Genomic DNA, 23,053 nt, shown 5'->3' on the forward strand with positions numbered 1-23,053 from the left:
GGATCGGATGAGTTACCAGCTCAGCGGCGTGGTCGCGGATGTGGAGCTGCTCCGCGAGCAGACCGCCGGCCTGGACCACGCGGTCCTCGCCGCGCTCCGCCAGGACTTCGCGTTGCTGCCGGTCACCCCGCAGCTGGTCGAGGAGCTGACCGGTGCACTGCCCGACTTCGCCACCGGGGAGCCGAGCGCGGAGCAGCCCTTCCACCTCGTGCTCTCGCCGGCGCTGACCGACCTGCTGGCCCGGTGGTCGCGGCAGGGGCCGGTGGGCTACCTGGAGGCGGAGTTCGCCGGCGGGCTGGGCCGCCAGTCGTCGATGGTCTGGCTCGGCGGGGAGGTGAGCTGGGGGCCGCGCTTCGACGGCACCGTCGACGGCCCGCGCGCGGAGTGGCCGATCAACGGCGCGCTCGCCCGGCTGGGCGCGGAGCCCGGGCCGTGGATCGATCTCTTCGCCGAGCTGGGGCTGCACCTGGAACGCGACATGGCCGGCTGGCTGGCGCACGGTCGCCGCGGCCTGACCGCCGACTACTGGGACGAGCTGGCCGAGGAGTGGGAGGACGAGCGCCCCAATGAGCGAATGTTGGGCGTGCACCAGACAAGGTGATTGTCCGCTATAGACCACCATGGACGACGCCTTAATCTGCCGCCCGAAACGGCCATGCCAAAGGACCGCGCTAGAGTCGCACGTCCGTTGAAGATCCGGAAGTGCTAGGCGAGCAGGAGAATATCGGGCAGGCATGGTGCAGAAGACAGACAGTTCCACCACCATGCTGTCCGGCGACGCATTCGTGCGGGACCGGCCGACCATCCTGTCCTACAGCGCCCTGGGTGCGTACACGTTCTGGCTGTACGCCTTCGGCCCGGCGCTGGCTCTGCTCCGCGCGGAACTGAACTTCTCCTACACGATGATCAGCGTCTACTCGGCGCTGTGGGCGGCCGGCTCCGTCGTCGCCGGCGCGGCCTTCGCGCCCCTCGCCACCGCCCTGGGTCGGCGAGCCGTGCTGGGATGGTCGGCCCTGGTGACCACCGCCGGCGCGGCCCTGTTCACCCTCTCCCACAGCATCACCATCACCCTGCTGGGCGCCGTCGTGATGGGGCTCGCCGGCACCACAGTGCAGACCACCACCCAATCGGTGCTCGCCGACCACCACGGTCCCCGCCGGGACCGAGCGCTGGTCGAGATGAACATCGGCGCCGGACTCGGCGCCGTGGCCGCCCCGCTGGCCCTCGGCCTGTCCCAGGCGACCACGAGCACATGGCGCACCGCGATGGCGGTACCCGCCGTCGCCCTGGCCGTCCTCGCCGTGGTCTACCGGCACGAGCCGCTACCGGCCCCGCCGCCCCGCCCGCCGCACAACCCATCGCACCGGCGCGCCTCTCGGCTGTCCCTCGCGTGCTGGCTGCTGTGCCTGCTCGTGGCGGTCGGCATCGGCGTCGAGTTCTCTGTGGTGTACTTCGGCGCCGAACTCCTGACCGCGGCCCACGGACTGGCCACGGCCACGGCCGCCGCCGCCATGACGACCTTCTACGCCGGCATCCTGCTCGGCCGGGTCGCGGCGGTTCGCCTGACCCGCCGTCCCGGCCAGGCCGGTTTCCTGCTGGGCCTGTCGCTGGCGGTCACCCTTGCCGGTCTGGTCGCCCTTTGGCTGCCCGGTGGTTCGACCCTCGCCCTGCTCGCCCTGTTCGTCGCGGGCCTGGGCATCGCCAACCAGTTCCCGCTGGCCCTGGCCCTGGCCCTGGCCGCCGCACCGGGCAACACCGACGCCGCCAACGCCCGCGCCCAACTCCTCGGCGGGGTGCTGGTTCTCGCCGCCCCGTTCCTGCTCGGCTCCCTCGCCGACCGCCTCGGGATGTCCGCCGGCTTCGCGGTCGCGCCCCTGCTCACCGCCCTGTCCGGGCTCTTGCTCTACGCGGCGCTCCGCCAAGAACGCCGCGGATCGGAACTCGTGCAGTTCCGCTGGAAGTAAGAGCCCCAGCTTCCCGACCTCCCGCGCGCCCCCCGACGTGCCTGCTGACCTGCCCAAACGCCTTCCGTCGGCTTCCGACATCTTCCGCCGTTACTCGCGCTCGTTTGTGCCGGATCTGCGCCACGTGATCATGATGAACCAGCCAGCTCCCGCAGCCGGTCGACGTCGAGCAGCGCCACCGGCCCGACCTGCGGTGAACTGCAAATCCGTCGGGCCAACAGGTAGGCGTTCGCCGCGCGGTGGCTGCCCCGCCCCCGTCATCGTTCATTCCTGCATCTGGCCGCAAACCGCCAGGTCGGCCGGTAATTTGAGCCCATGGCGACACAGACCCGTAGCCTTTTCTCCGTCCAGGATCTCGAGGACTACGGCAGGACGAGAGGTCTCGCGGACAGCGATCTCAATGCGCTGCGCGCCGTCGCAGACTGGATCAAGACCTTCGTTGCCATGCCCAACAATGATCTCGGCCGTGGCGGGCCGGTATGCCCCTTCGTGGGCACGGCGATGGAGCGTAACACGCTTTGGCTGGCTCCAGAGCGGATCGCCGATCGGGGCGTGGCGGATGTCGTCCAGCTCGTGAACGACTACAAAGGAAGGCTCCTGCGCGCTGAACCCGTGCAAGGTGATGAGATAGCCTTCAAAGCGATCGTCGTCGCTTTCACGGACGTGTCGGCGGATCGCGCAAACGACATTTTTAGCGACGCTCAGATAGCACGGCTGCTGAAACCCACTTACGCCCAAGACGGCGTGGTGATTGGGGAATTCCACGAACGGAACGAATTGGCGTCGGTTCACAACTCGGCCTTCCACCCGTTTAGGTCGCCCGTGCCGTTCGTACTGCTGCGGCACGCCAACATCACCGACTGGAAGCTCTACCTGGACGACGAAGACTTTCTCGGCATGTGGGCGCGCCGTTTTCCCGAGTCCGCGGTCCCCGCTCTGGCCGAGGAGCTACGCCGCACCAACTGGCAGCATCTCGAACCGTGACGCGGCGGCCGGGCTGGGTGCCCGGCCGCCGCGTGCCCCCGTCGGGAAACCTTGCAGGTGGCCGGCAGACAGTTCTGGCTCGGGCCGGCCCGCTCAGGCGTGACGGTGACGTTCTGGGCCCGACACCGTCATCCACCTGCTCATCGCCGGCGCCCGGCTCAAGTCCGTGCGCTCACACCTTTACGGGGTCCTCCGGTTCACGCCGGGTGAGCACCAAGGGGGCGTCCTCGGTGATGGCGACCGTGTGCTCGGAGTGGGCCGTGCGTGAGCCGTCGGCTGACCGGATGGTCCAGCCGTCGGCGTCATAGACGATCCGGTCGGTCGTGCGGGCGAACCAGGGTTCGAGCGCGAGGGTCAGGCCCGGCCGGAGCGTGAGGCCGCGCCCTGCCCGGCCCTTGTTCGAAACGTGGGGCTCCTCGTGCATGGTGCGGCCGAGGCCGTGGCCACCAAACTCGGTGTTGACCGGATAACCGTAGTCGTGGGCTACCGCCCAGATGGCCGCCGAGATGTCACCCAGGCGGTTGCCCGGACGCGCCATCTCGATCGCCGCCTCCAACGCTTCCTCGGTGGCGCGGATGATCCGCAGGTCCTCCTCGGCGGCGGTCCCGACGACGACCGTGCGCGCCGAGTCGGCCACCCAGCCGTCGACGCTGACCGCGAGGTCCGCGCTGAGTACGTCGCCGTCACGCAGCGTGTAGTCGTGGGGTAGGCCGTGCAGGACGGCGTCGTTGACCGACAGGCAGATGACGTTGCGGAACGGGCCGCGTCCGAAGGACGGCGCATAGTCCCAGTAGCACGACTCCGCCCCGCACCGTTTGATCATGCCACGCACGTGGTGCTCCAGGTCCAGGAGGTTGACGCCCACGTCGGCGAGCTGGCCGACCTCGGAGAGCACCTCGGCGACGAAACGCCCGGCCACGTGCATGCGTTGGATCTCCGCAGGCGTCTTCAGTTCAATCACGAATACCTCGCGTCACAGCGTGTTGGTATAGTTATACCGACACCCTAGTACTTGCCGGTATAGTAATACCAGCCATATCCTGGGAGCATGGTCCGTCACCCGCTCACACCTGAGCAGATCGAAGCCGGCAGGCGTCTCGGCGCCCTGCTGCGCCACGCGCGAGCGGGACGCGACCTAGCGGAAGTCGCGCACGCGGCTGGCATCTCGCCGGAAACCCTGCGCAAGATCGAGACCGGACGACTACCCTCTCCCGGATTCGGCACGATCATCTGCCTCGGTGAGGCGCTCAACCTGCCGGTGCAGGAGTTGGCAGCCACCTGGCGCGGCAGCGACCTATCGCTGGAAGCCGTCTTGTAGCCGCTGCTCCACGCGTCCACGGAACCGGGCGGCACCATCGCAAAGTGACAAGTAGTACCGGTAGCTGGTGCCGACCATCGCTGGAAACGATGAGCAGAACCCCATGTCGCGGCGCGCTTGTGCCGCTGTCCGCGTGGCACACGGTCATGCCGCAGATACGGCGCGACGCACCGAGATCCCGAACGCCACGCCCGCCCGTACCGATGAGCGGACGTCCGCGCCACGCTGACTCGGACGCGCGGGAGGCGCTCAGCCGCGCCGAGGGCCGCTGGTTCGGCCGGTGCGTGGTCCTCACTCTTCCTCAGGAGGTGGGCGGCCCGGCTACAGGCTTCCCGACTCCGGCCAGTTGGACCAGTGCGTGTTGGGCCGCAAGCTGGGCGCGTATCGGCTGAGGTCGCCGGTCGCTAAGACATCGGCGATCTGGTGGAAGGTCTCAGACTCGCTGGGGCGTAGCCCGCTCGCCAGGTCGGAGTGGTTCCACTGGTCCAGCCGCAGAACCTCGGGTATATCGCCCCGGATCCGGCGCCGCAGCTCCCCCTCATCGGCCGGGAGCAACTCGCCAGGTCGATGCGCACACCCGCGTGGTCAGACCGCGGCCAACCAAATCTTGCTCTAGCGTGGCGGGTCTCCTTCGATCAGACGGTCGGGTCGGGTAGGAGCTCCCGTACCTCTTGCGTACAGCGGCAGGCGACGGCGATCTTGGCAGCCCACTCCAGCGCCTCCTCGCGTGAGGGCACGTCGACGACCGCGAATCCGCCGAGGTGCTCCTTGCTCTCCAGGTACGGGCCGTCGGTGACCGTTCCATCGGTGGCCACGACGCTCACCTCGTGGCCTTTCAGCCCACCTCCAAAAACCCACACGCCTGCATCCTTGGCCTCCTGGACCACCTCGTGCGCGGCCTCGGCCACGTCGGGCAGCTCCTCCTCGGGGAAGGTCAAATTCTCACGGGACCTCCGCCGTTCCGCCCCCGGGGGCGTCATGTGCCCCTGGTCGCGGAGATCATCGCCGCTGCCACCGGCTACGAGTAGTCCAACCGCACTCTCATGGCCGCCGAGCGGGCGGCTGGCTTGGGCTGACCGGCGCCGGCTCGGAGTGGTACGCCAGAAGCCAGCGAAGCACGTTTCATTGAGTTCCGTGCGTGCCACCAACCGGTCGGTAAGTCCGACACGGTCAGCGGGCCAGATCGGCGATGAGGTTGACGGAGCCCGCCACGATCACCACACCGAATACGTACGACAGGACGGCATGGGACAGCACGCTGCCCCGGATCCCCCGATCGCTGATGGCCGTGTCCGATACTTGGTAAGTCATGCCGATCGTGAAGGCGACGTAGGCCAAGTCGCGGTAGGTGAGCCGCCCTTGCACAGACTGGTCGCCGAAGCCGATCCCCCCGGTCGTTGATCGGAAGTGCAGGTCGGCGTAGCGCAGGGTGAAGACCGTATTGACAACGGTCCACGACAGCAGGACGGTCAGTATTACGACGCCGACGAACAGCACCCGCAATGAGCCGCCCTGCCGGCCAGCGAGGCTGAGAGCAAAGCCGACACCCAGCAGGCTGGTGACGCCCGCCCCTACCAGCAGCACTGCGGCGGTTCCCCGCGTCTCGTCCTCACGCATGGCGAGCGACTCGGTGTGGGAGCTGTCCGCTCGGATAATGACCGGCCAGATGGTGAGGAGGAAGGCGAGCGCGGCGGCGTCCCAGCCCCCGACCGCGGCCAACTCCCACCTCATGAACGGCAGGAGCGCCAAAGCGACAACGAGCCCGATGGAGGCGACGATTCCGGCTCGCCGCAGGGCAGGGGCGTGCCAGCCCAGGCATCGGTGATACAACGTCTCCGGGGGCATGCCGGTCATCGTCCGAGTGTCTCCCACCGCATCGCATGGCGTGCTCATCGCCGCGCACAGCGAGCCCGTTGGTCACCTGGATGGCCCCGGCTTCGGTCACCGAGTGGACCACCGAGGACGATCCCACCGGTCGGCCACCGGCTCGCTCGACCCTGTAGCGCTCCAGCGACGCCCGCTGACGTTCGGCCTACATCATGCCGCCGAACGATCGCATCTGCCGCAATCAGCGCGCTGAGATGTCGCAGATCAGCTGGCGGACGAGTGTCGCGCATCAGTCGACGGAGGACACAGCCGGGCGCCGTCGATGTCGGGCAGCTCAGGTCAAGAGAGTTCAGACCGAGGGTCAGCGGTCTCTTGATCGAGCTTGCCGTGAGCCTCTACCGAGAGGTCCCGCCAGTCGGCCCAGGTCTTGAGCCGGTCGGCGTAGACCTGCTGGAGCATCGGGTAGAAGCCCTGTCCGAAGAGGATCCGCAGGGGTGGGTTGTCGGAGTCGACGATCTTGAGGAGCGCCTGGGCTGCCGCGGCTGGGTCGCCAGCAGGTTGCTGTCCCATCAACCCCGCGAGGCGCCGGCGGAGCCCGTCGTAGCTCGGGTTGGGCTCGGCCACGTGGCCATTGTTGAGGGGATCGGGGTTCTTGCCGGACCTGGTGGCGAAGCCAGCGGGCTCCACCACGGTCACCTTGATCCCGAAGTCGGCGACTTCTTGGGCGAGCTGCTTATCGCGCGGGTCGAGACCACCGACACCCCGGAGGACTGATGACCACCGCGCTGACCCGCCGACACCTGCTCGCAGCCGCGCTGGCAACCGGGGTCGCCGTGCCGCTCGGCGGCGCCGGCCGCGGGTGGGCGGCCCCGCCGCCGGCCGCGCCCGGCATGGCACGGCTCACGCTACCCCCACCCACTGGGACGACTGAGCAACCAAGGCCGGCTGTCGTGCATGCGCTGGGACGGATTCACTGTCAAGCATGTGCTGGGACTAGACAGCCGGCAGCCGGCCGGCGACCCATCAGCCTCGGCGGCCGGTCCGAACCCACTGGAGCGGTCCGGTGCGGAGACCTTCGCTGGTGACCCCGTGATAGATGATCATCACAATGATGCCGAGTAGTCCAAGTAGCGGGTTTACGATCCAGCCGAGCAGCCCGGCCAATCCGTAGAGAACGAGGCCAGTGATTGGGCGAGCCTCCTGCGCGTGAACGTGGCCTTGGTCGATGTGGCCCGCGCGCAGCGCCGGATGGCGGCGCAGGTAGGCGAAGAACACCAACCAGGGCGCCGACATCAGCGCCGCCGCGAGCGCGTACATGACGACAGCCACCCGCAGGTCGTCGGTGTCACCATCGACGAGCGCCGACGCTAGAACCGCAGTCGGAAACGGGATGATCACCACGCCGAAGAGGATGCCGATATTGATCCAACTGAGCGCGAGGGTGGTGCCGCGGACCAGCCGTAGCAGTGCGTGGTGGTTGAGCCAGAGGACGCCGATGTAGATGAACGACACCACGAACGCCAGGTAGGATGGCGCCTCCCTGACGAGCGACGTGAGTAGCTCGCCCTGGTGGTATTCAGGCACCCGCAAGTCCAACACCAGCAGGGTGATGACGATGGCGAAGACACCGTCGCTAAACGCCGCCAGCCGACCGATGTCGGCCAGGCGAGCGGGGCCTCTCGGCTGAACCTCCTCGGGACCTGCGGACACTGCCGCACGCTAACAGTGAGGGGACTCTGGGCGGGAACGATCACCCGAAACGTCCCCGTCCTACGGCTCCATCCAGCCGGGCTGGTCGCTGGCGACTAGCCCTCAATGGCAGGTGTCGGCCCACGCGTTGGTGGACTGCTGTGGGACAGCCCGACAGAGGACCCGAAACCGGCCTCTTGAGCACGAACTGAGACCGAAACCGAGCCCAGAAGCGGAACGCCCGGCCGATTCGTCAGAATCGACCGGGCGTTCTCGCATTTTACGAGCGGTGGCGGCGGGATTTGAACCCGCGGAGGGGTTGCCCCCTCACACGCTTTCGAGGCGTGCTCCTTAGGCCACTCGGACACACCACCGCCGAGAAGGGTACAGGACCGGGGGTTGCGACGCCCAACCGGTATCCAGGGCCCGGGCCTGGCAGGATCTCTGGCATGAGTACGCACATCGGCGCTGAGCCGGGAGATATCGCCGAGCGGGTCCTGATGCCGGGTGACCCGCTGCGGGCCAAGTGGATCGCCGAGACCTACCTCGAGGACGCCAAGTGCTACTCGACGGTCCGCGGCATGCTGGGCTTCACCGGCCGCTGGAACGGCGTCGAGGTCTCCGTCCAGGGCTCCGGCATGGGCATGCCCTCCGCCTCGATCTACGCCCACGAGCTGCTGAACGAGTACGGCGTGAAGACGCTGATCCGGGTCGGCTCCTGCGGCGCCCTCCGGGAGGACCTGCAGCTGCGGGACGTGGTCGCCGCCATCGGCTCGTCCACCGACTCGAACATGAACCGGTTGCGCTTCGACGGCCTGATCGACTACGCCCCGGTGGCCGACTTCGGGCTGCTGCGTACCTCGGTGGAGGTGGCGGAGCGGCGCGGCATCACCATGCACGTCGGGCCGATCCTGGCGGCGGACGCCTTCTACACCGACCGCCCGGACCTCTACGACGCCCTCGCCGACTACGGCGTCCTGGCGGTGGAGATGGAGTCCGCGGCGCTCTACACGATCGCGGCCCGGTTCAAGGCCCGTGCCCTGACCATCCTGACGGTCAGCGACCACATCAAGACCGGCGAGAAGACGACCTCCGCCGAGCGCGAGCAGACCTTCAGCCAGATGGTCGAGATCGCCCTCGACACCGCCATCGCCTGACCCTCCCGTCCCTTCGCCGCCCCGCCACCTCAGGTGGCGGGGCGGCGGCGTTCCAGATCACAAAAATAAATACGACCGGTCGTTCTTTTTCTGGTTACGCTGCCCGCATGACCCTCGACGGCCGCGTCGCCCGCGGCGAGCGCACCCGAACCGCCGTCCTCGACGCGGCCGTGGCCCTGGCCACCGAGGCCGGCCTGCACGGGCTCTCCCTCGCGCAGCTCGCCGACACCCTCGGCGTGAGCAAGTCCGGCCTGTTCGCGCACTGGCGGTCGAAGGAGGCCCTCCAGCTCGCCACCGTCGACCGCGCCGTGGAGCAGTGGCAGGAGCGCATCGTCGCCCCGGCCCTGCGCGCTCCGCGGGGCGTACGGCGAATCTGGGCGCTGCACGAGGCCCGGATCGACTTCTACGCCGCCGGGGTGCTCCCCGGCGGCTGCTTCTTCGCCAACACCGAGTTCGAGTACAACGCCCGGCCCGGCCCGGTCCGGGACCGGCTCGCCGAGGCATTCGGCCAGTGGACCGCCTTCCTCGACCGCCTGGTCCACGAGGCGGTCGCCCTCGGCGAACTCCCCGCCGACGTGGACGTCCAGCAGTTGGCGTACGAGATCGACGCGCTCGGGATCAGCGCCGCGATGCGGTCCCGGCTGCTGGACCCCGACACCGCCTACCGGCACGCCCGCCAGGGCCTGCTGAACCGCCTACGGGCCCTGTGCCCCGATCCGACCCTGCTACCGGAAGGCCTGTCATGAGCCACGCCATCGTCGACCAGCCCGTCGTCGAGTTCGGTCACGTCGAGCACGTCACGGTGCACTTCGACGACCTCGACGCCATGGGGATCCTGCACAACGCCCGGTACGCGGTGCTGCTGGAACGGGCCCTGACGCCGTACTGGGCCGACCGCGGCGTCTCCTTCCAGGCCGGGCAGCACAGCGCCCCCGACGTGTTCCACGCGGTACGCGAGTTCACCATCACCTACCGCGCCCCGATCACCGGCACCGGGCCGGTGGCCGTGCACTTCTGGCTCGAGCACTTCGGCACCAGCAGCGCGCGGTACGCCTACGAGTTCCGCTCCGTCGACGGCGCCACCTTGTACGCCGAGGGCACCCGGTCGATCGTCCGGCTCGATCCGGCCACCCTGCGCCCGACCCCGTGGACCGAGGCGGCCCGGGCGGTCGCCGCGACCCTGCTGCGCCCGGCCACGGTGCCCGCCTGACGGGCGGGACGGCGCCGGGCGGGAACGGTCAGCGGAAGAAGGCGCGCAGGAGGGCCGCGCTCTCGTTCTCCAGCACCCCGGCGTAGACCTCCGGCCGGTGGTTGAGGCGGCGGTCGCGCATTACGTCCCAGAGCGAGCCCACCGCGCCGGTCTTCGGCTCCCAGGCGCCGAACACCACGGTCGAGACCCGGGCCAGCACGATCGCCCCCGCGCACATGGTGCAGGGCTCCAGGCTCACCACCAGGGTGCAGCCGTCCAGGCGCCAGCGCCCCAGCCGCTCCGCGGCCCGGCGCAGCGCCAGCACCTCGGCGTGCGCGGTCGGGTCCCCGGTCAACTCCCGCTCGTTGCGCCCGACCGCCAGCTCCGCGCCGTCCGGGGCGTAGACCACCGCGCCCACCGGGATGTCCTCGACCGCCGTCTCGCCCGGTTCCGGCGGGCCGGTGTCCGGGCCGGTGACCGCGATCTCCAGGGCCCGGCGCATCCAGAGTTCGTGCCGCTGCCGGCGGCCCACGTCGCCCGGGTCGGCAAACCCCTCGTCCGCGCCCGGGCCGAGCCGGCCCACCCGGCCCGGCGTGGGCTGCCCCGGACGGACGGTCTCCAGCGCCGGGTCGGTGGCGTCGGTCGGCTCCCTGCCGCCGCCAGGCAGCACCGGGCCCGACGGGTCAGACCTCACGTAGCTCCTCGACCTCGTCCGCACAGCCGAGCACCTGGCAGATCTCGGCGGTGACGTCGGCCGGCAGCATCCCCTCGTGGGAGCAGAGGGCCAGCAGCTTCTGGGCGGAGATGCCCAGATCGGCCAGGATGTCCGCGTCGCCGACCGGGTCGGCCTCCGGGTCCACCGCCGGCTGCTCGGTCTCGTCGTCCCCACCGCTGGCGGCCGGGCGCGCCTCGTCGCCCTCCTCGAGGCCGGTGACCGAGGTCTTGAGGTCGCCCACCAGCACAGCGCCCAGCCGGGACTCCTCCGCGTACGCCGAATCGGAGCCGAAGACCCGCAGGTCCTCCCCGTCGTCGAGCCGCAGGATCACCAGGTACGTGTCGTCGGCCTCGACGAAGAGCAGGGAGAGGTCGGCGTCCGGCTCGACGTCGCGCAGCCGGTCGGCAACCTCGTCGATGTCGGCAACTCCCCGCAGGTCCACCTCTTCGGCGGTCCAGCCGCCCTCGACGCGCGCCACGGCAGCAGCGAAGTACGACACGGTCCCCCCAATTCGGCCTCGGCAGCACGCCGACTCGTCACGCGTGCACGTTAACCGGTCGGGTCGGCAGGCGACCGGTCAACGCCCCGAAGGGCCGGTCATTCCTGGAGAAAGTCCGGTCAGCCGGCAACGCGCCGGCGGGTGGCGATGAGCTGGCGGAGCCGCTCGGTGCGGGCCCGCTGTGGCCGCTCGCGCTGGCGTACCGCTCGGGCACCGGCCAACTCGGCGAGGAGTTGCAGGCGGCGGCGGCTCCGCTCGGGGTCGATCGGCGGGGTGGTCCAGGCCATACCGCCGAGAGTGAACCGTCACAGCGAGTACGTCAAGATGGCCTTCACTGCGCAGCCGACCCGTTACGCGGCGTCACCAGAGCGGCCAGTCCCCGCTCTGCGCCCAGCGGACCGCCACGATGGCGGCGGCGATGCTCCACCCGCCCGCGGTGACGATCGCGATCCCGGTCGCGACCCCCCGGTCGCCGGCCCGCACCAGCGCCACGGCGGCCAGCCAGGCCAGCCCGCCGGCGATCACCGTCCACCAGGCGTAGCTGGGCACATCCTGGCCGAGCAGGCCGAACAGGAGCAGCCAGGCCGCGGCAATCGCGCCGCCGGTGGCGACGCCACCGCCGGTGACCGGGTACGGCTCGCGCCAGGTGGGGCGGGCCGGTGGTCCGGCCGGGAAGAGCCCCGAGGGGGTACGCGCCAGCTGGCGGCCGATGCCCGGACGCGGCTCGCCGGGACCAGCGTCCCACCCGTTCATGGCCCCTGCTCCCTTCACCGACCGTGAGGCGCCCGCCGGCGACGTCCCAGGGTCACGCAGAGCGACCGACCTGGAGGGGCCGGACCCGCGACCCCGCGCTGTCGGCGTTCGTCCCTACGGTAGTGGTCTGTCAGGATGACCGGATGCGCTCGCGATCGATCAAACGCCGCGCGCGTTCGGCGTACCCGATTCTGCTGCTGCTCGGCCCGGCGCTGATCGCCGGCTGCGCGACCGGCGCCCGTCCGACGGGAGCCCCGACGAACGGCCCGAGCGCCATCGCGACCGCCGAGCAGCCGCCCGGGATCAGCGCTGCCCCGACCCCCGGGTCGCCCGCACCGACCCGCGCCGACCTGCCGCACGTCTTCCCGGTACGCGCGGACAAGGTGGCCTACCATCCGACGCACGCCGGGTACCCGGGGACCGACATCTTCGCCGACTGCGGCGAGCCGGTCGTCGCGGTCACCGACGGGCGGATCCTCGAGGTGAGCCGGGTGGACCGGTTCGACAAGCGGGGCCCGCTGGGGCCGTACAACGGGGGCCTGTCGGTCTCCCTGCTCGGCGACGACGGGGTGCGCTACTACGGCTCGCACCTGAGCGCGATCGCCGCCGGCATCGACGCCGGGGTACGCGTCCGCGCCGGGCAGCAGCTCGGCCGGGTGGGGCACACCGGCAACGCGAACAACGTGTGTCACCTGCACTTCGGCATCTCCCCTGCGTGCCGGGGCCACGACGACTGGTGGATCCGGCGGGGGGTGATATGGCCGGCCCGCTACCTGGACTCGTGGCGCGAGGGGGGCAACCGGGCGCCGGCCGCCGAGGTGGTCGCCTGGCAACGGAAGCACGGCTGCCCCAAGGCGCCGACGTTGACCACCGGCTGACGGCTCGCCCGGCCGGCGCCCGAGGGTCCATTGGCGACACCCCGCCGCGAGTTCCCGACATCCGGCAACCGGCGACGCGGGCGCGTAGGTTGCAGGACATGAGTGCCCGGGATCCCATCGCCGACCTGCGCCGGATCGCGTTCCTGTTGGAGCGGGCCAACGAGGCCACCTACCGGGTCCGGGCCTTCCGCTCGGCAGCCAAGGCCCTGGCGGCGCTGCCCGCGGACGAGTTGGCGGAGCGGGCCCGCACCGGCAAGCTCACCGAGCTGGCCGGGGTCGGCGACGTCACCGCCCGTTGCGTGGCCGAGTCGCTGGCCGGCGAGGAGCCGGTCTACCTGCGCCGGCTGGTCGCCACCGAGGGCGTTGATCTGGACGCCGCGGCCGCCGCGCTGCGCACCGCGCTGCGCGGGGACTGCCACACCCACTCCGACTGGTCGGACGGCGGGTCGCCGATCGAGGAGATGGCCCTCGCGGCGGTCGAGCTGGGTCACGAGTACATCGTGCTGACCGACCACTCGCCCCGGCTGAAGGTTGCCCGGGGCCTCACCGCGGACCGGCTGAGCAAGCAGCTCGACCAGGTGGCGGCGTTGAACGAGGCGCTGCCCGAGGGCTTCCGCATCCTCACCGGCATCGAGGTGGACATCCTCGCCGACGGCTCACTGGACCAGGACGAGGAGCTGCTGGCCCGGCTCGACGTGGTGGTCGGCTCGGTGCACAGCGGGCTGAACGACGAGCGGGCGAAGATGACCCGGCGGATGCTCACCGCCGTCGCCAACCCGCACCTGGACATCCTCGGCCACTGCACCGGCCGGATGGTCTCCTCCCGGCCGGCCGGCGTGAAGGGTCCGGGCGACCGCGCGCACCGGGTCCGTAGCCGGGCGGAGAGCGACTTCGACGCCGAGGCGGTCTTCGCCGCCTGCGCCGAGCGCGGCGTGGCCGTCGAGATCAACTCCCGCCCGGAGCGGCAGGACCCACCGAAGCGCCTGATCCGCCGGGCGCTGGAGGCCGGCTGCCACTTCGCGATCAACACGGACGCGCACGCCCCGGGCCAGCTCGACTGGCAGGTCTTCGGCTGCGAACGGGCGGCGCTCTGCGGCGTCACCATCGACCGCGTGGTCAACACCTGGCCCGCCGATCGCCTCGTCAAGTGGGCCCGCGCCGGCCACTGACCGGCCCCGTGACCACTGCGCCGGTCATCGCGTCCCGGTAGCCGATTCGGACCGGCCGGTAGGCAGCGACCCGGGTCGAGCGAGTGGTGTCAGCGGCGGGCGGCGGCCTCGGCGGCCGGCACCGCGGGGGTCGCGGCGCCGACGGCCGCCCGGGCCCGGGGCCGGCGGAGCAGGCCCTGCGCGACGGCCACGCCGAGGAGCACGATCAGCGCGCCGACCGGCTGGTGCCAGTTCAGCCGCTCCCCGAGCACCAGGGCGCCGACCAGCACCGCGAAGACCGGGATCAGGTAGGTCACGGTGGACGCGGTGCTCGCCCCCGCCACCCGGATGTTGCGCAGGTTGATCACAAAAGCCAGCCCGGTGCCGAGCGCGCCGAGCGCGAGCACGCTGGCGACCACCTTGACGGAGAGGCCGGTCGGTGCCGGCGGCGCACCCACCACCAGCGGCGCCACGACCGCGAGCTGGAGCGTCGCGACCACCAGCTGCGCCGCCGACAGCGACAGACCGGAGTACGAACTGCCGGCGATGAACTTCTTCTGGTACGGGATGGCGACGCCGTAGCAGGCGGCCGCGCCCAGGCACATGAGCTGGCCGGTGAAGTGCGACCCACCCACGCCCTCCCAGACGCCGAGCACCACCAGCACGCCGACGAAGCCCAGCCCGAGCCCGACCGCCCGCGGCACGGTCAACCGCTCGGTACGGAACACCAGCACCGCCAGCGGCAGCACGATCAGCGGCGTGGTGGCGTTCCAGATGCCGGCGAGCATCGACTCGACCCGCTGCTCGCCGAAGCCGAAGAGGGTGAACGGGATGGCCACGCCGAACGCGGCGACCACGAGCAGGTGCGCCCAGACCCGGGGCTCCCGGGGCAGTCGGTCGCGCAACACGGCCAGCACCACCAGCAGGGTCAGCGCCCCGGTGGCCACCCGGTAGAGGGTGAGGTGCACCGGGTGCAGCTCGGCGACCCCGACCTTGATGAAGAGGAAGCTGGAACCCCAGATCACACCGAGCGCGAGAAATCCGGGCAGCCAGCTTCGCAGCGCTGTCCGGTCAGGAGTGAAGTCGGCCGTCACCCCTGACACTCTGCCGCAGGGGTATGACGAAGTCCCGCGAAAATCGGACGCCGTGTCGACTGCCACACCCGCGGCACACCCCGCTGGCGTTCGGCGGCCGAGGAGCCGGGTGGACCTGCCGTTTCCGATTGACTTCGATCCGACGGGAATTGCTCCCCTGAACACCGCAAACACGGTCGACAACGGGGCACCGGGGTCACGTAGGGTCGCAGCGTGGGACGAATCGATGACCTCGCCAACCGGTACGTGGCCGACTGGGCCCCGCTGAGCCCGACCGGCGCCACCTACGTCGGCATCGCCGGCTACGACGACCAGCTCGACGACCTCTCTCCCGACGGGTACGCCGCCCGCGCCGAGCTGACCCGGCGCACCCTGGCCGACCTCGACGCGACCGAGCCGGACTCGGAGCGGGAGCGGACCGCCAAGGAGGCCATGCAGGAGCGCCTCGGTCTGGAGCTCGCCCGGCACGAGGCCGGCGAGACGACCAGCGAGGTCAACGTGATCGCCAGTGGGCTGCACGAGATCCGCATGGTCTTCGACCTGATGCCGACCGAGGGCGACGACGCCAAGGCCAACATCGCCGCCCGGCTCAACCGGTTCGCCTCGGCGCTGGAGGGCTACAAGACGACGCTGCGCGAGGCGGCCGCCGCCGGGCGGGTCAGCTCGCGGGTGCAGTTGATCGAGGTAGCCAAGCAGTGCGACGTCTGGACCGACCCGGAGGGGGACAACTTCTTCCACGGCCTCGTCGAGCGGCTCGGGGCGGACGGCACGCTCGGCGCCGAGCTACGCCGGGGGGCCGCCGCCGCCACCGCGGCGACCGCCGAGTTCGGCCAGTTCCTCCGCACCGAGCTGGCTCCCCAGGGCCGGGCGAAGCAGGCCGCCGGCCGGGAGCGGTACGAGCTGGCCTCGCAGTATTTCCTCGGCGCGAAGGTCGACCTGGACGAGACGTACGCCTGGGGCTTCGCGGAGCTGGCCCGGCTGGAGAGCGAGATGCGGGCGGTGGCCGCCCGGATCGCCGGCCCCGGCGCGAGCATCGACGAGGCGGTGGCGGCGCTGGATGCCGACCCGACCCGGACCATCCAGGGCAAGGAGGCGTTCCGGGACTGGATGCAGGCGCTCGCCGACAAGGCGATCAGCGAGCTGCACGGCACCCACTTCGACATCCCCGAGCAGGTCCGTCGGATCGAGTGCTGCCTCGCCCCGACCAGCGACGGCGCGATCTACTACACCGGCCCGAGCGAGGACTTCTCCCGCCCCGGCCGGATGTGGTGGGCGGTGCCGCAGGGCATCACCGACTTCTCCACCTGGCGGGAGGTGACCACCGTCTATCACGAGGGCGTGCCGGGTCACCACCTCCAGGTCGCGCAGACCGCGGTCCGCGCCGAGCTGCTCAACCGCTGGCAGCGACTGCTCTGCTGGGTCTCCGGGCACGGCGAGGGCTGGGCGCTCTACTCGGAGCGGCTGATGGACGACCTGGGCTACCTGGAGGACCCGGGCGACAAGCTCGGCATGCTCGACGGGCAGGCGTTCCGGGCGGCCCGGGTGATCGTCGACATCGGCATGCACCTGGAGCTGGAGATCCCGGAGGACAACCCGTTCGGCTTCCACCCCGGCGAGCGCTGGACGCCCGAGCTGGGCTGGGAGTTCATGCGGGCGCACTGCCGGGTGCCGGACGAGAACCTGCGCTTCGAGCTGAACCGCTACCTGGGCTGGCCGGGACAGGCCCCGTCGTACAAGGTGGGCGAGCGGATCTGGCTGCAGGCGCGGGAGGAGGCGAAGGCGCGCAAGGGCGCCGACTTCGACCTCAAGGAGTTCCATCGGCAGGCGCTCGACCTCGGCTCGCTCGGGCTCGACCCGCTGCGCCGGGCGCTCGGCCGGCTCTGAGCCGACGACGGCCGGGAGTCCGAGGGGATCTTCCCTCCGGCTCCCGGCCGTTTCGTGTCGGGGCCGGGCGCTCAGGCCAGGTCGAGCTTCAGCGTCGGCTTGGCGGTGAGCGTGTCGCTGTCGACGTACGCCAGGTCGCGCTCCAAAGCGGACGGATCGCGTAGCGACGTTCACCGTCCGTGGCCAAGCCATCGACAAATCACGATTCCGCAACAAGCGCGAAGAGTGGCGCAGAAAACACTGAGGGTGGACGGAAACCCGTCCACCCTCAGTGCCGCTCGCGTCGTCAGCGCTTCTCGGGCTCGTCCGCCCCCGCCCGCTGGTCCGGCACTGTCGGCTCGCCGTCGGCCCTCCAGTTGGTCGTCGCCGGCGGAATCTCGTCGGTCAGCGGTCCTCCGCCCTGCGGGTAAGCGACGGTCGCGGTGCCCGGCGCGTAGCGCGCGGCGTCACCGCCGTTCGCCCGAACCACCAGCAACACGCCCACCACCAGGGCGAGCAGGCCGAGGACGCCGGCGCCGATCGGCACGTACAACCGGACGAGGTCGATCTTCATGCGGTTGCTCTTGGCCGTCTTGACGCTGTTCGCGATGGTGTCCGGCGTGTAGTTGAAGTCGGCCTCGAGCAGCACGGTGGTCTCGCCGACGTCCGGCTGGAGTTCCTTGTGCTGCTGCTCCCGAACCTTCAGGTACGCGCCCGTCACCGGGTCGACCCAGAGGGTGCGGGTGTTGCTGTAGACCACCTTGCCGACGGACGCGCCGGGCGAGAACCGGCCGAGCAGCGCCTTGATGCTGCCCTCCGGAGTCTGCAGCGTCGCGTTCTCGATCCGCTGCTCGAACCGGTAGGCCTCCAGGCCCCCGATGGTCTCGGTGCCGGTGAACTTCGCCGGAAGGGCCTGCCGGAGGTCCCGGTCGAAGACGTCGTAGTCCTTCTTCTGGGTGCCGAAGGGGAACTTGTAGACCTGGCCCGAGTAGGTGATGTTACCGACCGGGACCTCCTTCGCGCCCGTGTCGTTCAGCCACTGGTCATCCCAAGCGGCCGCGGCGCCCGAGACCCGGTCGAGCGCGAGCTCGGTGCTGTACTGGCTGACCACCTCTTTGGTGTCGTCCCGCTTCACGGTCTGGTAGACGTCCCAGATCACCGCCTTGCCGACCAGCCCCTTGGGCAGCCTGTCCGCGGTGTCCTCCGGCTGGGGGATCACCTCCACGTTGGACACCAGCGTGGCCTGCGGGACGTCGATCGTGACCGAGTCACCCACCTTGGTGATCTTGAGGAACCGGGCGTTGTCCGCCTGAGCCGTCGACGTCGTCTTCGACAGGTCATAGGGAAGCTTGGTCACCGCGGGAGCCACGTACAGCGGCAGCCCCGCTGCGAAGACCAGCAACAAGACACCGAGCCCGAAGAGCGCGGCACCCACACGAAGCTTCACTCATCCTCCTGTAACCTGCCTGCCCTACGACTGTCGTATGGGCCGTCGGATCCATAACATGGCGGGAGGCTACTCCCCGGTTAACCCCACCGCGACCCCCTGGATGTCCAGATGTCAACAGCCGCCGTGTCATCGGCAGCAGAGCCTTTGGCCGGCGGCCGGCTCCCGGCCCTCGATACGCTCCGCGCCGTCGGTGCCATCGCGGTCGTCGGTCACCACGTCGGATTCCACACCGGGGCCACCGGCAACGAGCATTGGGGCGGCTGGCTGGCCCGGCTGGACGTCGGCGTCGCCATCTTCTTCGTGCTCTCCGGGTTCCTGCTGTTCCGGCCGTGGGCGCTCAGCGCCGCGACCGGTCGACCCCGACCGGCGACGGGCCGGTACTTCTGGCGCCGGGCGCTGCGGATCCTGCCCGCGTACTGGCTGACCGTGGTGGTGTGCCTGATCGTCCTGCCGCAGAACCGCCCCGGGTCCGGCGCGGACTGGCTGCGCCACCTGACCTTGACCCAGATCTACAGCCCGGGCCTGCTCCGGAACGGGCTCAGCCAGACCTGGAGCCTCGCCACGGAGGTCGCCTTCTACCTGGTTCTGCCGCTGGTCGCCGTCCCGGCCGTCGGCCGGACGTGGCGACCAGTCCGCACCGTGGCCGTCGCGGCCGGCGGCCTGCTCGTCACCGCCGGCTGGCTCGCGGCGATGGCGGCCGGCTGGCTCGACATGGGGCTGCACACCACGTGGCTCCCCGCGTACGGGGGATGGTTCGGCGTCGGAATGGCGCTGGGCGCGGCGCACGTGGCGTTGCGGACCGGGACCGCTCCGGCCGCCTTCCGGGTCCTGGACGACCTGGCCGCCGCTCCGCTCGCCTGCTGGGCCGCGGCCGTCGGCCTGCTGGCGATCGCGACCACGCCGGTGGCCGGGCCGCGTGACCTCGCCGAGCCGACCCCCGCGGCGTTCGCTGTCAAGCTCACGCTCTACCTCGCCGTCGCGGTGCTGATCCTGGTGCCGGTCGCATTCGGGCCACCCACCCGGATCCGCAGCGCGCTGATGGCCGCGCCCGCCCGGTGGCTCGGCGCCGTCTCCTACGGCCTGTTTCTCTGGCACCCGCTGGTGCTGGAGCTGATCTACCTGGTGGACGACCGGCCACTCTTCACCGGCGGACTGCTCAGCACGTTCGTCCTCACCATGGCCGGCGGACTGCTCTACGCCGCGGTCAGCTACTACGGCATCGAGCGGCCGATCCAACTGCTCGCCACCCAGCGGAGGAGCCGGCGACCGGTTCCGCCCGTGGCGGACCGGCCGATGCCGGTAGTCAGCACATCACAATGAGCACCGTTGGCTCCCCGGCCATTGCCGCCCCCACGCTCAGCCCCTAGTGTGACGCGGGTCGCGTAATTACTTGAGAGTAGGGATCGGCGTGGATCGTGGTGCAGACGCTCCGGGACACGTGCTGTTCCTCAACTGGCGGGACACCCGTAACCCGGAGGGCGGTGGCTCCGAGGTGTACGTGGAGCGGATCGCCGGCGAACTGGTCGCCCGTGGGTACCGCGCGACGATCTTCTGCGCCGCGCACACCGACGCTGCGGCGGAGGAGGTCAACGACGCCGGCGTACGGCTGGTGCGGCGCGGCGGCCGGCACACCGTGTACGCGTGGGCGGCCCTGTGCTATCTCGCCGGTGCCCTGGGGCTCGGCCCGCTGTCGGCCCGGCGGTCCGGCCGCCGCCCGCAGGTGCTGGTAGACGTCTGCAACGGCCTGCCGTTCCTGTCGCCGCTCTGGGCCCGCCGGCCGGTCTTCAACCTGGTCCACCACGTGCACCGCGAGCAATGGCCGGTCGTGCTCGGCCGCCGGGCGGCGCGGTTCGGCTGGTGGGTCGAGTCCCGACTCGCCGTCCGGGTGTACCGAAGGTGCCGGTACGTCACCGTCTCCGCCGCCACCCGCTCGGAGCTGGCCTCGCTCGGGGTCGCGGCGGACCGCGTCACGGTGGTCCACAACGGGACCCCGGAACTGCCAGGCACCGATGCGGTACGCGCCGCGTACCCGCTGCTGGTGGTGCTGGGGCGGCTCGTGCCGCACAAGCGCGTCGAGGTGGCGTTGCGGACCCTGGCGGCCCTCGCCGAGGAGCTACCCGATCTGCGTCTCGTCGTCGCCGGCCAGGGCTGGTGGGAGCCGCACCTGCGCGGGCTCGCCGCCGAGCTGGGCGTCACGGACCGGGTGGATTTCCGGGGCTTCGTCACGGAGGACGAAAAGTCGGCACTGCTCGCCTCGGCCTGGGTGGCCCTGACCCCCTCACTCAAGGAGGGCTGGGGGTTGACCATTGTGGAAGCGGGGGCGGCCGGCACGCCGACGGTGGCGTTCCGGGACGCGGGGGGCGTCACCGAGGCGGTGGTCGACGGACGGACGGGGCTGCTCGCCGACGACAGCGACGACTATGTCGCCAAGGTGCGGACGCTGCTCTGCGACCACGAGGCACGGCAGCGGATGGGGGCGGAGGCGCGCCGGCACGCGGCATCCTTCACCTGGCCGGCCGCCGGCGAGCGGTTCGCGGCCCTGGTGATGGGAGCTGGGGTGACCCGGCCGGTCGAGCGGCGGGTCGAGGCGTCCTACCTGCTGCCGTAGAGCTGCGGGGCGTACGGGTCCTGCTTGCCCGCCCGCTGGGCCGCCTCGCGGGCGTTCTTGGCGGCCTGGGCCGCCTCTTCGGGGGTGGTGGTGGCGGCCGCGGCGACACCCCCAAGCGCCAGGACCCCGAGCAGTGCTGCAATCAGGCCCGACACGAGGAGCGTGAGGGTTTTGCGCATGCCAATCCTCCCCTAGCGAAAACGTGCGAGCGGGACGTTACCACGGGGTAGGCCGTCGGCGTAGCGCCGAAAGGGCAGCAACCGTGACCACCAGGAGGGCGGCCCCCAACGCACCGACCACCGCCCACCGCGCGGCGCCCACCCGCTCCGGTTGCGGTGCCGACGACGCCCTCGGGTTGCGGTAGAGCGTGAGGGACTGTCCGTCGTGGACCTCGTCCAGACCGGCGAGCCAGGCCGGTTCCACCTCGCCGGCGGACCGGTGCTGCACCACCACCCAGCGCACCCCGGTGTCGGCCACGGGCCGCCCCTCCCGGAGCAGCCGCCGCACCTCCCTGATCCGCGGGTTCTCCCCGGCCACGGCGACATCGCCGACCTGAAGGGTGTCGTCGGTGAGCACCTCGACGGGCAGATACCGGGGCAACGGGTCCAGCACGATCCGGCCGGGATTCCACGGGTACGCCCGGTAGGCGCTCAGCGGCAGCGCCAGCACCTCGCCCGGCTCGTCGGCCGTCCGCGCCGCGATCAGCCGCCAGTCGGCCGGATAGCTCACCGGATGCAGTCGTCCGGCGCCGCCGAGGGCGAGGTCCGGCATGACGGCGACCGGTAGCAGCAGCACTCCGGCCAGCACGACCCCCGCCAGCTCCGCAAGCCGCCGGGCGACCAGCCGCTCGGCGCCCAGGGCCGCGCAGACGACCAGCACCAGGGCGTACGGCGCGAGGAACTTCTGGCCGTCACGGAGCAGTCCCGCGCCCGGCACGTGCACGACCGCCCAGCGCAGCGCCGCGGCCGTGCCCGGCAGAACGCCGAGCGCGGCGACGAGGAAGCCGCCCCCGGCGAGCACTCCCAGCCGGGCCGCCGCGCCCTCCGGCAGCCGGCGGCGGAGCACGGCGAACCCGACGCCGCCGAGCACCAGCAGGACCAGCGTCGCCACCGGGATGAGCGGGCCGGAACGGCTGTCGGGGGTGGCGTCGGCGCTCCAGATGCCACCCGTGCCGGCGAGGGCGGCGAGCGGGCCGGCCCAGTTCTCCCCGCGCGCCGCGAAGGCGTCGACGCCGGCCGGGTCCGAGGCGCCGCCCGCACCGGTGATCAGGGCCGCCACCACCCAGGGCGCGTTGAGCACCAGCACCGCGCCGGTCGCGACGGCCGAAGACCGCGGGCGCCGCCGGGTCGGCACCAGCAGGGCCACCGTCGCGAGCGCGAGCAGACCGCCCGTCGGGGTGATCGCGGCGGGAGCGGCGGCGAGGACCAGCCGCGGTAGCGCGCCGGGACGGCCCTCCCGCGCCGCCAGCGCCGCCCGGACGATCCAGGGCAGCGCGGCGTACGCGACGAGCAGGCCCCACTGCCCGATGAGCAGCCGTTCCGCGAGGTAGGGCGTCCACGCGTAGCCGACCGCCGCGACGATCCGGGTCATCCGCCGCTCCGCCGGCACCAGATACCCGGCGCCGACGGCGGCGAGGACTATCGCCCCGCCGAGCACCAGCCGCTGCACCAGCCAGCCCGGAACGAGCTGGGTGACGAGGGAGACCAGCGCGTCCATCGGGACCGCCCGCGGCAGGCTGTCCGCCGGTGCGACGAGCGCCCAGCTCAGCGGCTGTCGCGGTACGAACACCATGTCGTACAGCAGGGCGTAGCCCGGCACCGCGAGTGGTGCGAGCACCACCGCGGCGACGACGGCGGCGGCGGCGTACAGCGGCCAGCGTTCCCGCCGGGCGGGACTCGTTGCGACGGCCATGGTGGA

Annotated in this window: 25 protein-coding genes, 1 tRNA gene and 1 pseudogene; 12 read left to right on the forward strand and 15 right to left on the reverse strand. The window is 71.2% G+C overall.

Annotated features, from left to right (window positions below; translation table 11 throughout):
- Nucleotides 1-7 precede the first annotated feature (7 nt).
- The 3 genes from GA0070624_RS03040 (at nt 8) to GA0070624_RS03050 (ending at nt 2,948) form a co-directional block, all read left to right on the forward strand.
- Nucleotides 8-601, forward strand: coding sequence for a hypothetical protein (locus tag GA0070624_RS03040; protein ID WP_091336466.1), 594 nt, complete (start codon nt 8-10; stop codon nt 599-601).
- Nucleotides 602-734: 133 nt separating this feature from the next.
- Entirely contained in the window at nt 735-1,964 is a 1,230-nt protein-coding gene (locus GA0070624_RS03045) for an MFS transporter (RefSeq protein WP_091336468.1), read from the forward strand.
- 315 nt (nt 1,965-2,279) lie between these two features.
- A complete protein-coding gene (locus GA0070624_RS03050; RefSeq protein WP_091336469.1) occupies nt 2,280-2,948 on the forward strand; it encodes a DUF6875 domain-containing protein in 669 nt (222 codons plus the stop codon).
- A 172-nt stretch (nt 2,949-3,120) separates the two neighbouring features.
- Here the strand turns inward: GA0070624_RS03050 and map are convergent, their stop codons facing one another.
- A complete protein-coding gene (gene map, locus GA0070624_RS03055) occupies nt 3,121-3,909 on the reverse strand; it encodes a type I methionyl aminopeptidase (protein WP_091336471.1) in 789 nt (262 codons plus the stop codon).
- An 87-nt stretch (nt 3,910-3,996) separates the two neighbouring features.
- On the opposite strand from map, the gene GA0070624_RS03060 reads away from it, so the two are divergent.
- Nucleotides 3,997-4,266: a helix-turn-helix domain-containing protein gene (locus GA0070624_RS03060; RefSeq protein WP_091336473.1), complete on the forward strand. Its 270-nt coding sequence runs from the start codon at nt 3,997-3,999 to the stop codon at nt 4,264-4,266.
- A gap of 321 nt (nt 4,267-4,587) precedes the next feature.
- On the opposite strand, the pseudogene GA0070624_RS36730 reads toward GA0070624_RS03060, so the two are convergent.
- The 6 genes and pseudogenes from GA0070624_RS36730 to GA0070624_RS03090 all read right to left on the reverse strand — a co-directional run.
- A pseudogene (locus tag GA0070624_RS36730) lies at nt 4,588-4,824 on the reverse strand (DUF7003 family protein); the annotation flags it as partial.
- 77 nt (nt 4,825-4,901) lie between these two features.
- On the reverse strand, nt 4,902-5,204 hold the full coding sequence (locus GA0070624_RS03070; protein ID WP_245718639.1) for a YciI family protein: 303 nt from the start codon (nt 5,202-5,204) through the stop codon (nt 4,902-4,904).
- Nucleotides 5,205-5,436: 232 nt separating this feature from the next.
- A complete protein-coding gene (locus GA0070624_RS03075) occupies nt 5,437-6,120 on the reverse strand; it encodes a DUF1345 domain-containing protein (RefSeq protein ID WP_176731574.1) in 684 nt (227 codons plus the stop codon).
- A gap of 312 nt (nt 6,121-6,432) precedes the next feature.
- Nucleotides 6,433-6,789, reverse strand: a complete 357-nt coding sequence (locus GA0070624_RS03080; protein WP_218105102.1) for an SDR family oxidoreductase — start codon at nt 6,787-6,789, stop codon at nt 6,433-6,435.
- Between the two features lie 327 nt (nt 6,790-7,116).
- Complete coding sequence (locus GA0070624_RS03085; RefSeq protein ID WP_091336478.1) at nt 7,117-7,803, reverse strand: TMEM175 family protein; 687 nt, start codon at nt 7,801-7,803, stop codon at nt 7,117-7,119.
- Between the two features lie 266 nt (nt 7,804-8,069).
- Nucleotides 8,070-8,156 (reverse strand) — tRNA-Ser (locus GA0070624_RS03090).
- Nucleotides 8,157-8,231: 75 nt separating this feature from the next.
- Between GA0070624_RS03090 and deoD the strand changes: the two genes are divergently transcribed.
- The 3 genes from deoD (at nt 8,232) to GA0070624_RS03105 (ending at nt 10,149) form a co-directional block, all read left to right on the forward strand.
- Complete coding sequence (deoD, locus tag GA0070624_RS03095) at nt 8,232-8,939, forward strand: purine-nucleoside phosphorylase (protein ID WP_091336480.1); 708 nt, start codon at nt 8,232-8,234, stop codon at nt 8,937-8,939.
- A 107-nt stretch (nt 8,940-9,046) separates the two neighbouring features.
- Entirely contained in the window at nt 9,047-9,685 is a 639-nt protein-coding gene (locus tag GA0070624_RS03100) for a TetR/AcrR family transcriptional regulator (protein ID WP_091336483.1), read from the forward strand.
- Nucleotides 9,682-10,149 (forward strand): acyl-CoA thioesterase, encoded by a 468-nt coding sequence (locus tag GA0070624_RS03105; protein ID WP_091336485.1) that lies wholly within the window; start codon nt 9,682-9,684, stop codon nt 10,147-10,149. Before GA0070624_RS03100 ends, GA0070624_RS03105 begins: the two co-directional genes overlap by 4 nt.
- Before the next feature lie 28 nt (nt 10,150-10,177).
- Here the strand turns inward: GA0070624_RS03105 and GA0070624_RS03110 are convergent, their stop codons facing one another.
- The 4 genes from GA0070624_RS03110 to GA0070624_RS03120 all read right to left on the reverse strand — a co-directional run bounded on the left by GA0070624_RS03110 (nt 10,178) and on the right by GA0070624_RS03120 (nt 12,095).
- Entirely contained in the window at nt 10,178-10,630 is a 453-nt protein-coding gene (locus GA0070624_RS03110) for a deaminase (protein WP_176731971.1), read from the reverse strand.
- 181 nt (nt 10,631-10,811) lie between these two features.
- A complete protein-coding gene (locus GA0070624_RS03115) occupies nt 10,812-11,342 on the reverse strand; it encodes a tRNA adenosine deaminase-associated protein (protein WP_091336488.1) in 531 nt (176 codons plus the stop codon).
- Nucleotides 11,343-11,461: 119 nt separating this feature from the next.
- The gene (locus GA0070624_RS34550) at nt 11,462-11,629 is read right to left on the reverse strand and encodes a hypothetical protein (protein ID WP_176731575.1); all 168 of its coding nucleotides are present in this window, start codon (nt 11,627-11,629) and stop codon (nt 11,462-11,464) included.
- 73 nt (nt 11,630-11,702) lie between these two features.
- Nucleotides 11,703-12,095, reverse strand: coding sequence for a hypothetical protein (locus GA0070624_RS03120; RefSeq protein ID WP_245718640.1), 393 nt, complete (start codon nt 12,093-12,095; stop codon nt 11,703-11,705).
- Between the two features lie 143 nt (nt 12,096-12,238).
- On the opposite strand from GA0070624_RS03120, the gene GA0070624_RS03125 reads away from it, so the two are divergent.
- Together GA0070624_RS03125 and GA0070624_RS03130 are read left to right on the forward strand one after the other, a co-directional pair.
- A complete protein-coding gene (locus tag GA0070624_RS03125; RefSeq protein WP_091336490.1) occupies nt 12,239-12,973 on the forward strand; it encodes a M23 family metallopeptidase in 735 nt (244 codons plus the stop codon).
- A 98-nt stretch (nt 12,974-13,071) separates the two neighbouring features.
- A complete protein-coding gene (locus GA0070624_RS03130; protein WP_091336492.1) occupies nt 13,072-14,142 on the forward strand; it encodes a PHP domain-containing protein in 1,071 nt (356 codons plus the stop codon).
- An 89-nt stretch (nt 14,143-14,231) separates the two neighbouring features.
- Here GA0070624_RS03130 and GA0070624_RS03135 read toward each other — a convergent pair whose 3' ends face one another.
- Nucleotides 14,232-15,215: a DMT family transporter gene (locus GA0070624_RS03135; RefSeq protein ID WP_176731576.1), complete on the reverse strand. Its 984-nt coding sequence runs from the start codon at nt 15,213-15,215 to the stop codon at nt 14,232-14,234.
- A gap of 213 nt (nt 15,216-15,428) precedes the next feature.
- On the opposite strand from GA0070624_RS03135, the gene GA0070624_RS03140 reads away from it, so the two are divergent.
- Entirely contained in the window at nt 15,429-17,099 is a 1,671-nt protein-coding gene (locus tag GA0070624_RS03140; RefSeq protein WP_091336497.1) for a DUF885 domain-containing protein, read from the forward strand.
- Nucleotides 17,100-17,385: 286 nt separating this feature from the next.
- Here GA0070624_RS03140 and pgfA read toward each other — a convergent pair whose 3' ends face one another.
- Nucleotides 17,386-18,525, reverse strand: a complete 1,140-nt coding sequence (gene pgfA / locus GA0070624_RS03145; protein ID WP_091336499.1) for a cell envelope lipid trafficking protein PgfA — start codon at nt 18,523-18,525, stop codon at nt 17,386-17,388.
- 111 nt (nt 18,526-18,636) lie between these two features.
- Between pgfA and GA0070624_RS03150 the strand changes: the two genes are divergently transcribed.
- Nucleotides 18,637-19,848, forward strand: a complete 1,212-nt coding sequence (locus tag GA0070624_RS03150; protein ID WP_091336501.1) for an acyltransferase family protein — start codon at nt 18,637-18,639, stop codon at nt 19,846-19,848.
- An 88-nt stretch (nt 19,849-19,936) separates the two neighbouring features.
- The gene (locus GA0070624_RS03155) at nt 19,937-21,136 is read left to right on the forward strand and encodes a glycosyltransferase family 4 protein (protein ID WP_091336503.1); all 1,200 of its coding nucleotides are present in this window, start codon (nt 19,937-19,939) and stop codon (nt 21,134-21,136) included.
- Here the strand turns inward: GA0070624_RS03155 and GA0070624_RS03160 are convergent.
- Together GA0070624_RS03160 and GA0070624_RS03165 are read right to left on the reverse strand one after the other, a co-directional pair.
- Nucleotides 21,121-21,315 carry a hypothetical protein gene (locus tag GA0070624_RS03160; protein WP_091336505.1) on the reverse strand — a complete coding sequence of 65 codons (195 nt, stop codon included), beginning with the start codon at nt 21,313-21,315 and terminating at the stop codon, nt 21,121-21,123. The two genes, GA0070624_RS03155 and GA0070624_RS03160, sit on opposite strands and share 16 nt — an antisense overlap.
- A 37-nt stretch (nt 21,316-21,352) precedes the next feature.
- Nucleotides 21,353-23,047 carry an MmpA family trehalose lipid delivery protein gene (locus tag GA0070624_RS03165; RefSeq protein ID WP_091336507.1) on the reverse strand — a complete coding sequence of 565 codons (1,695 nt, stop codon included), beginning with the start codon at nt 23,045-23,047 and terminating at the stop codon, nt 21,353-21,355.
- Nucleotides 23,048-23,053: the final 6 nt, after the last annotated feature.

Origin of the sequence: Micromonospora rhizosphaerae (genome assembly GCF_900091465.1) — a bacterium.
In the GTDB taxonomy this organism is placed as follows: domain Bacteria; phylum Actinomycetota; class Actinomycetes; order Mycobacteriales; family Micromonosporaceae; genus Micromonospora; species Micromonospora rhizosphaerae.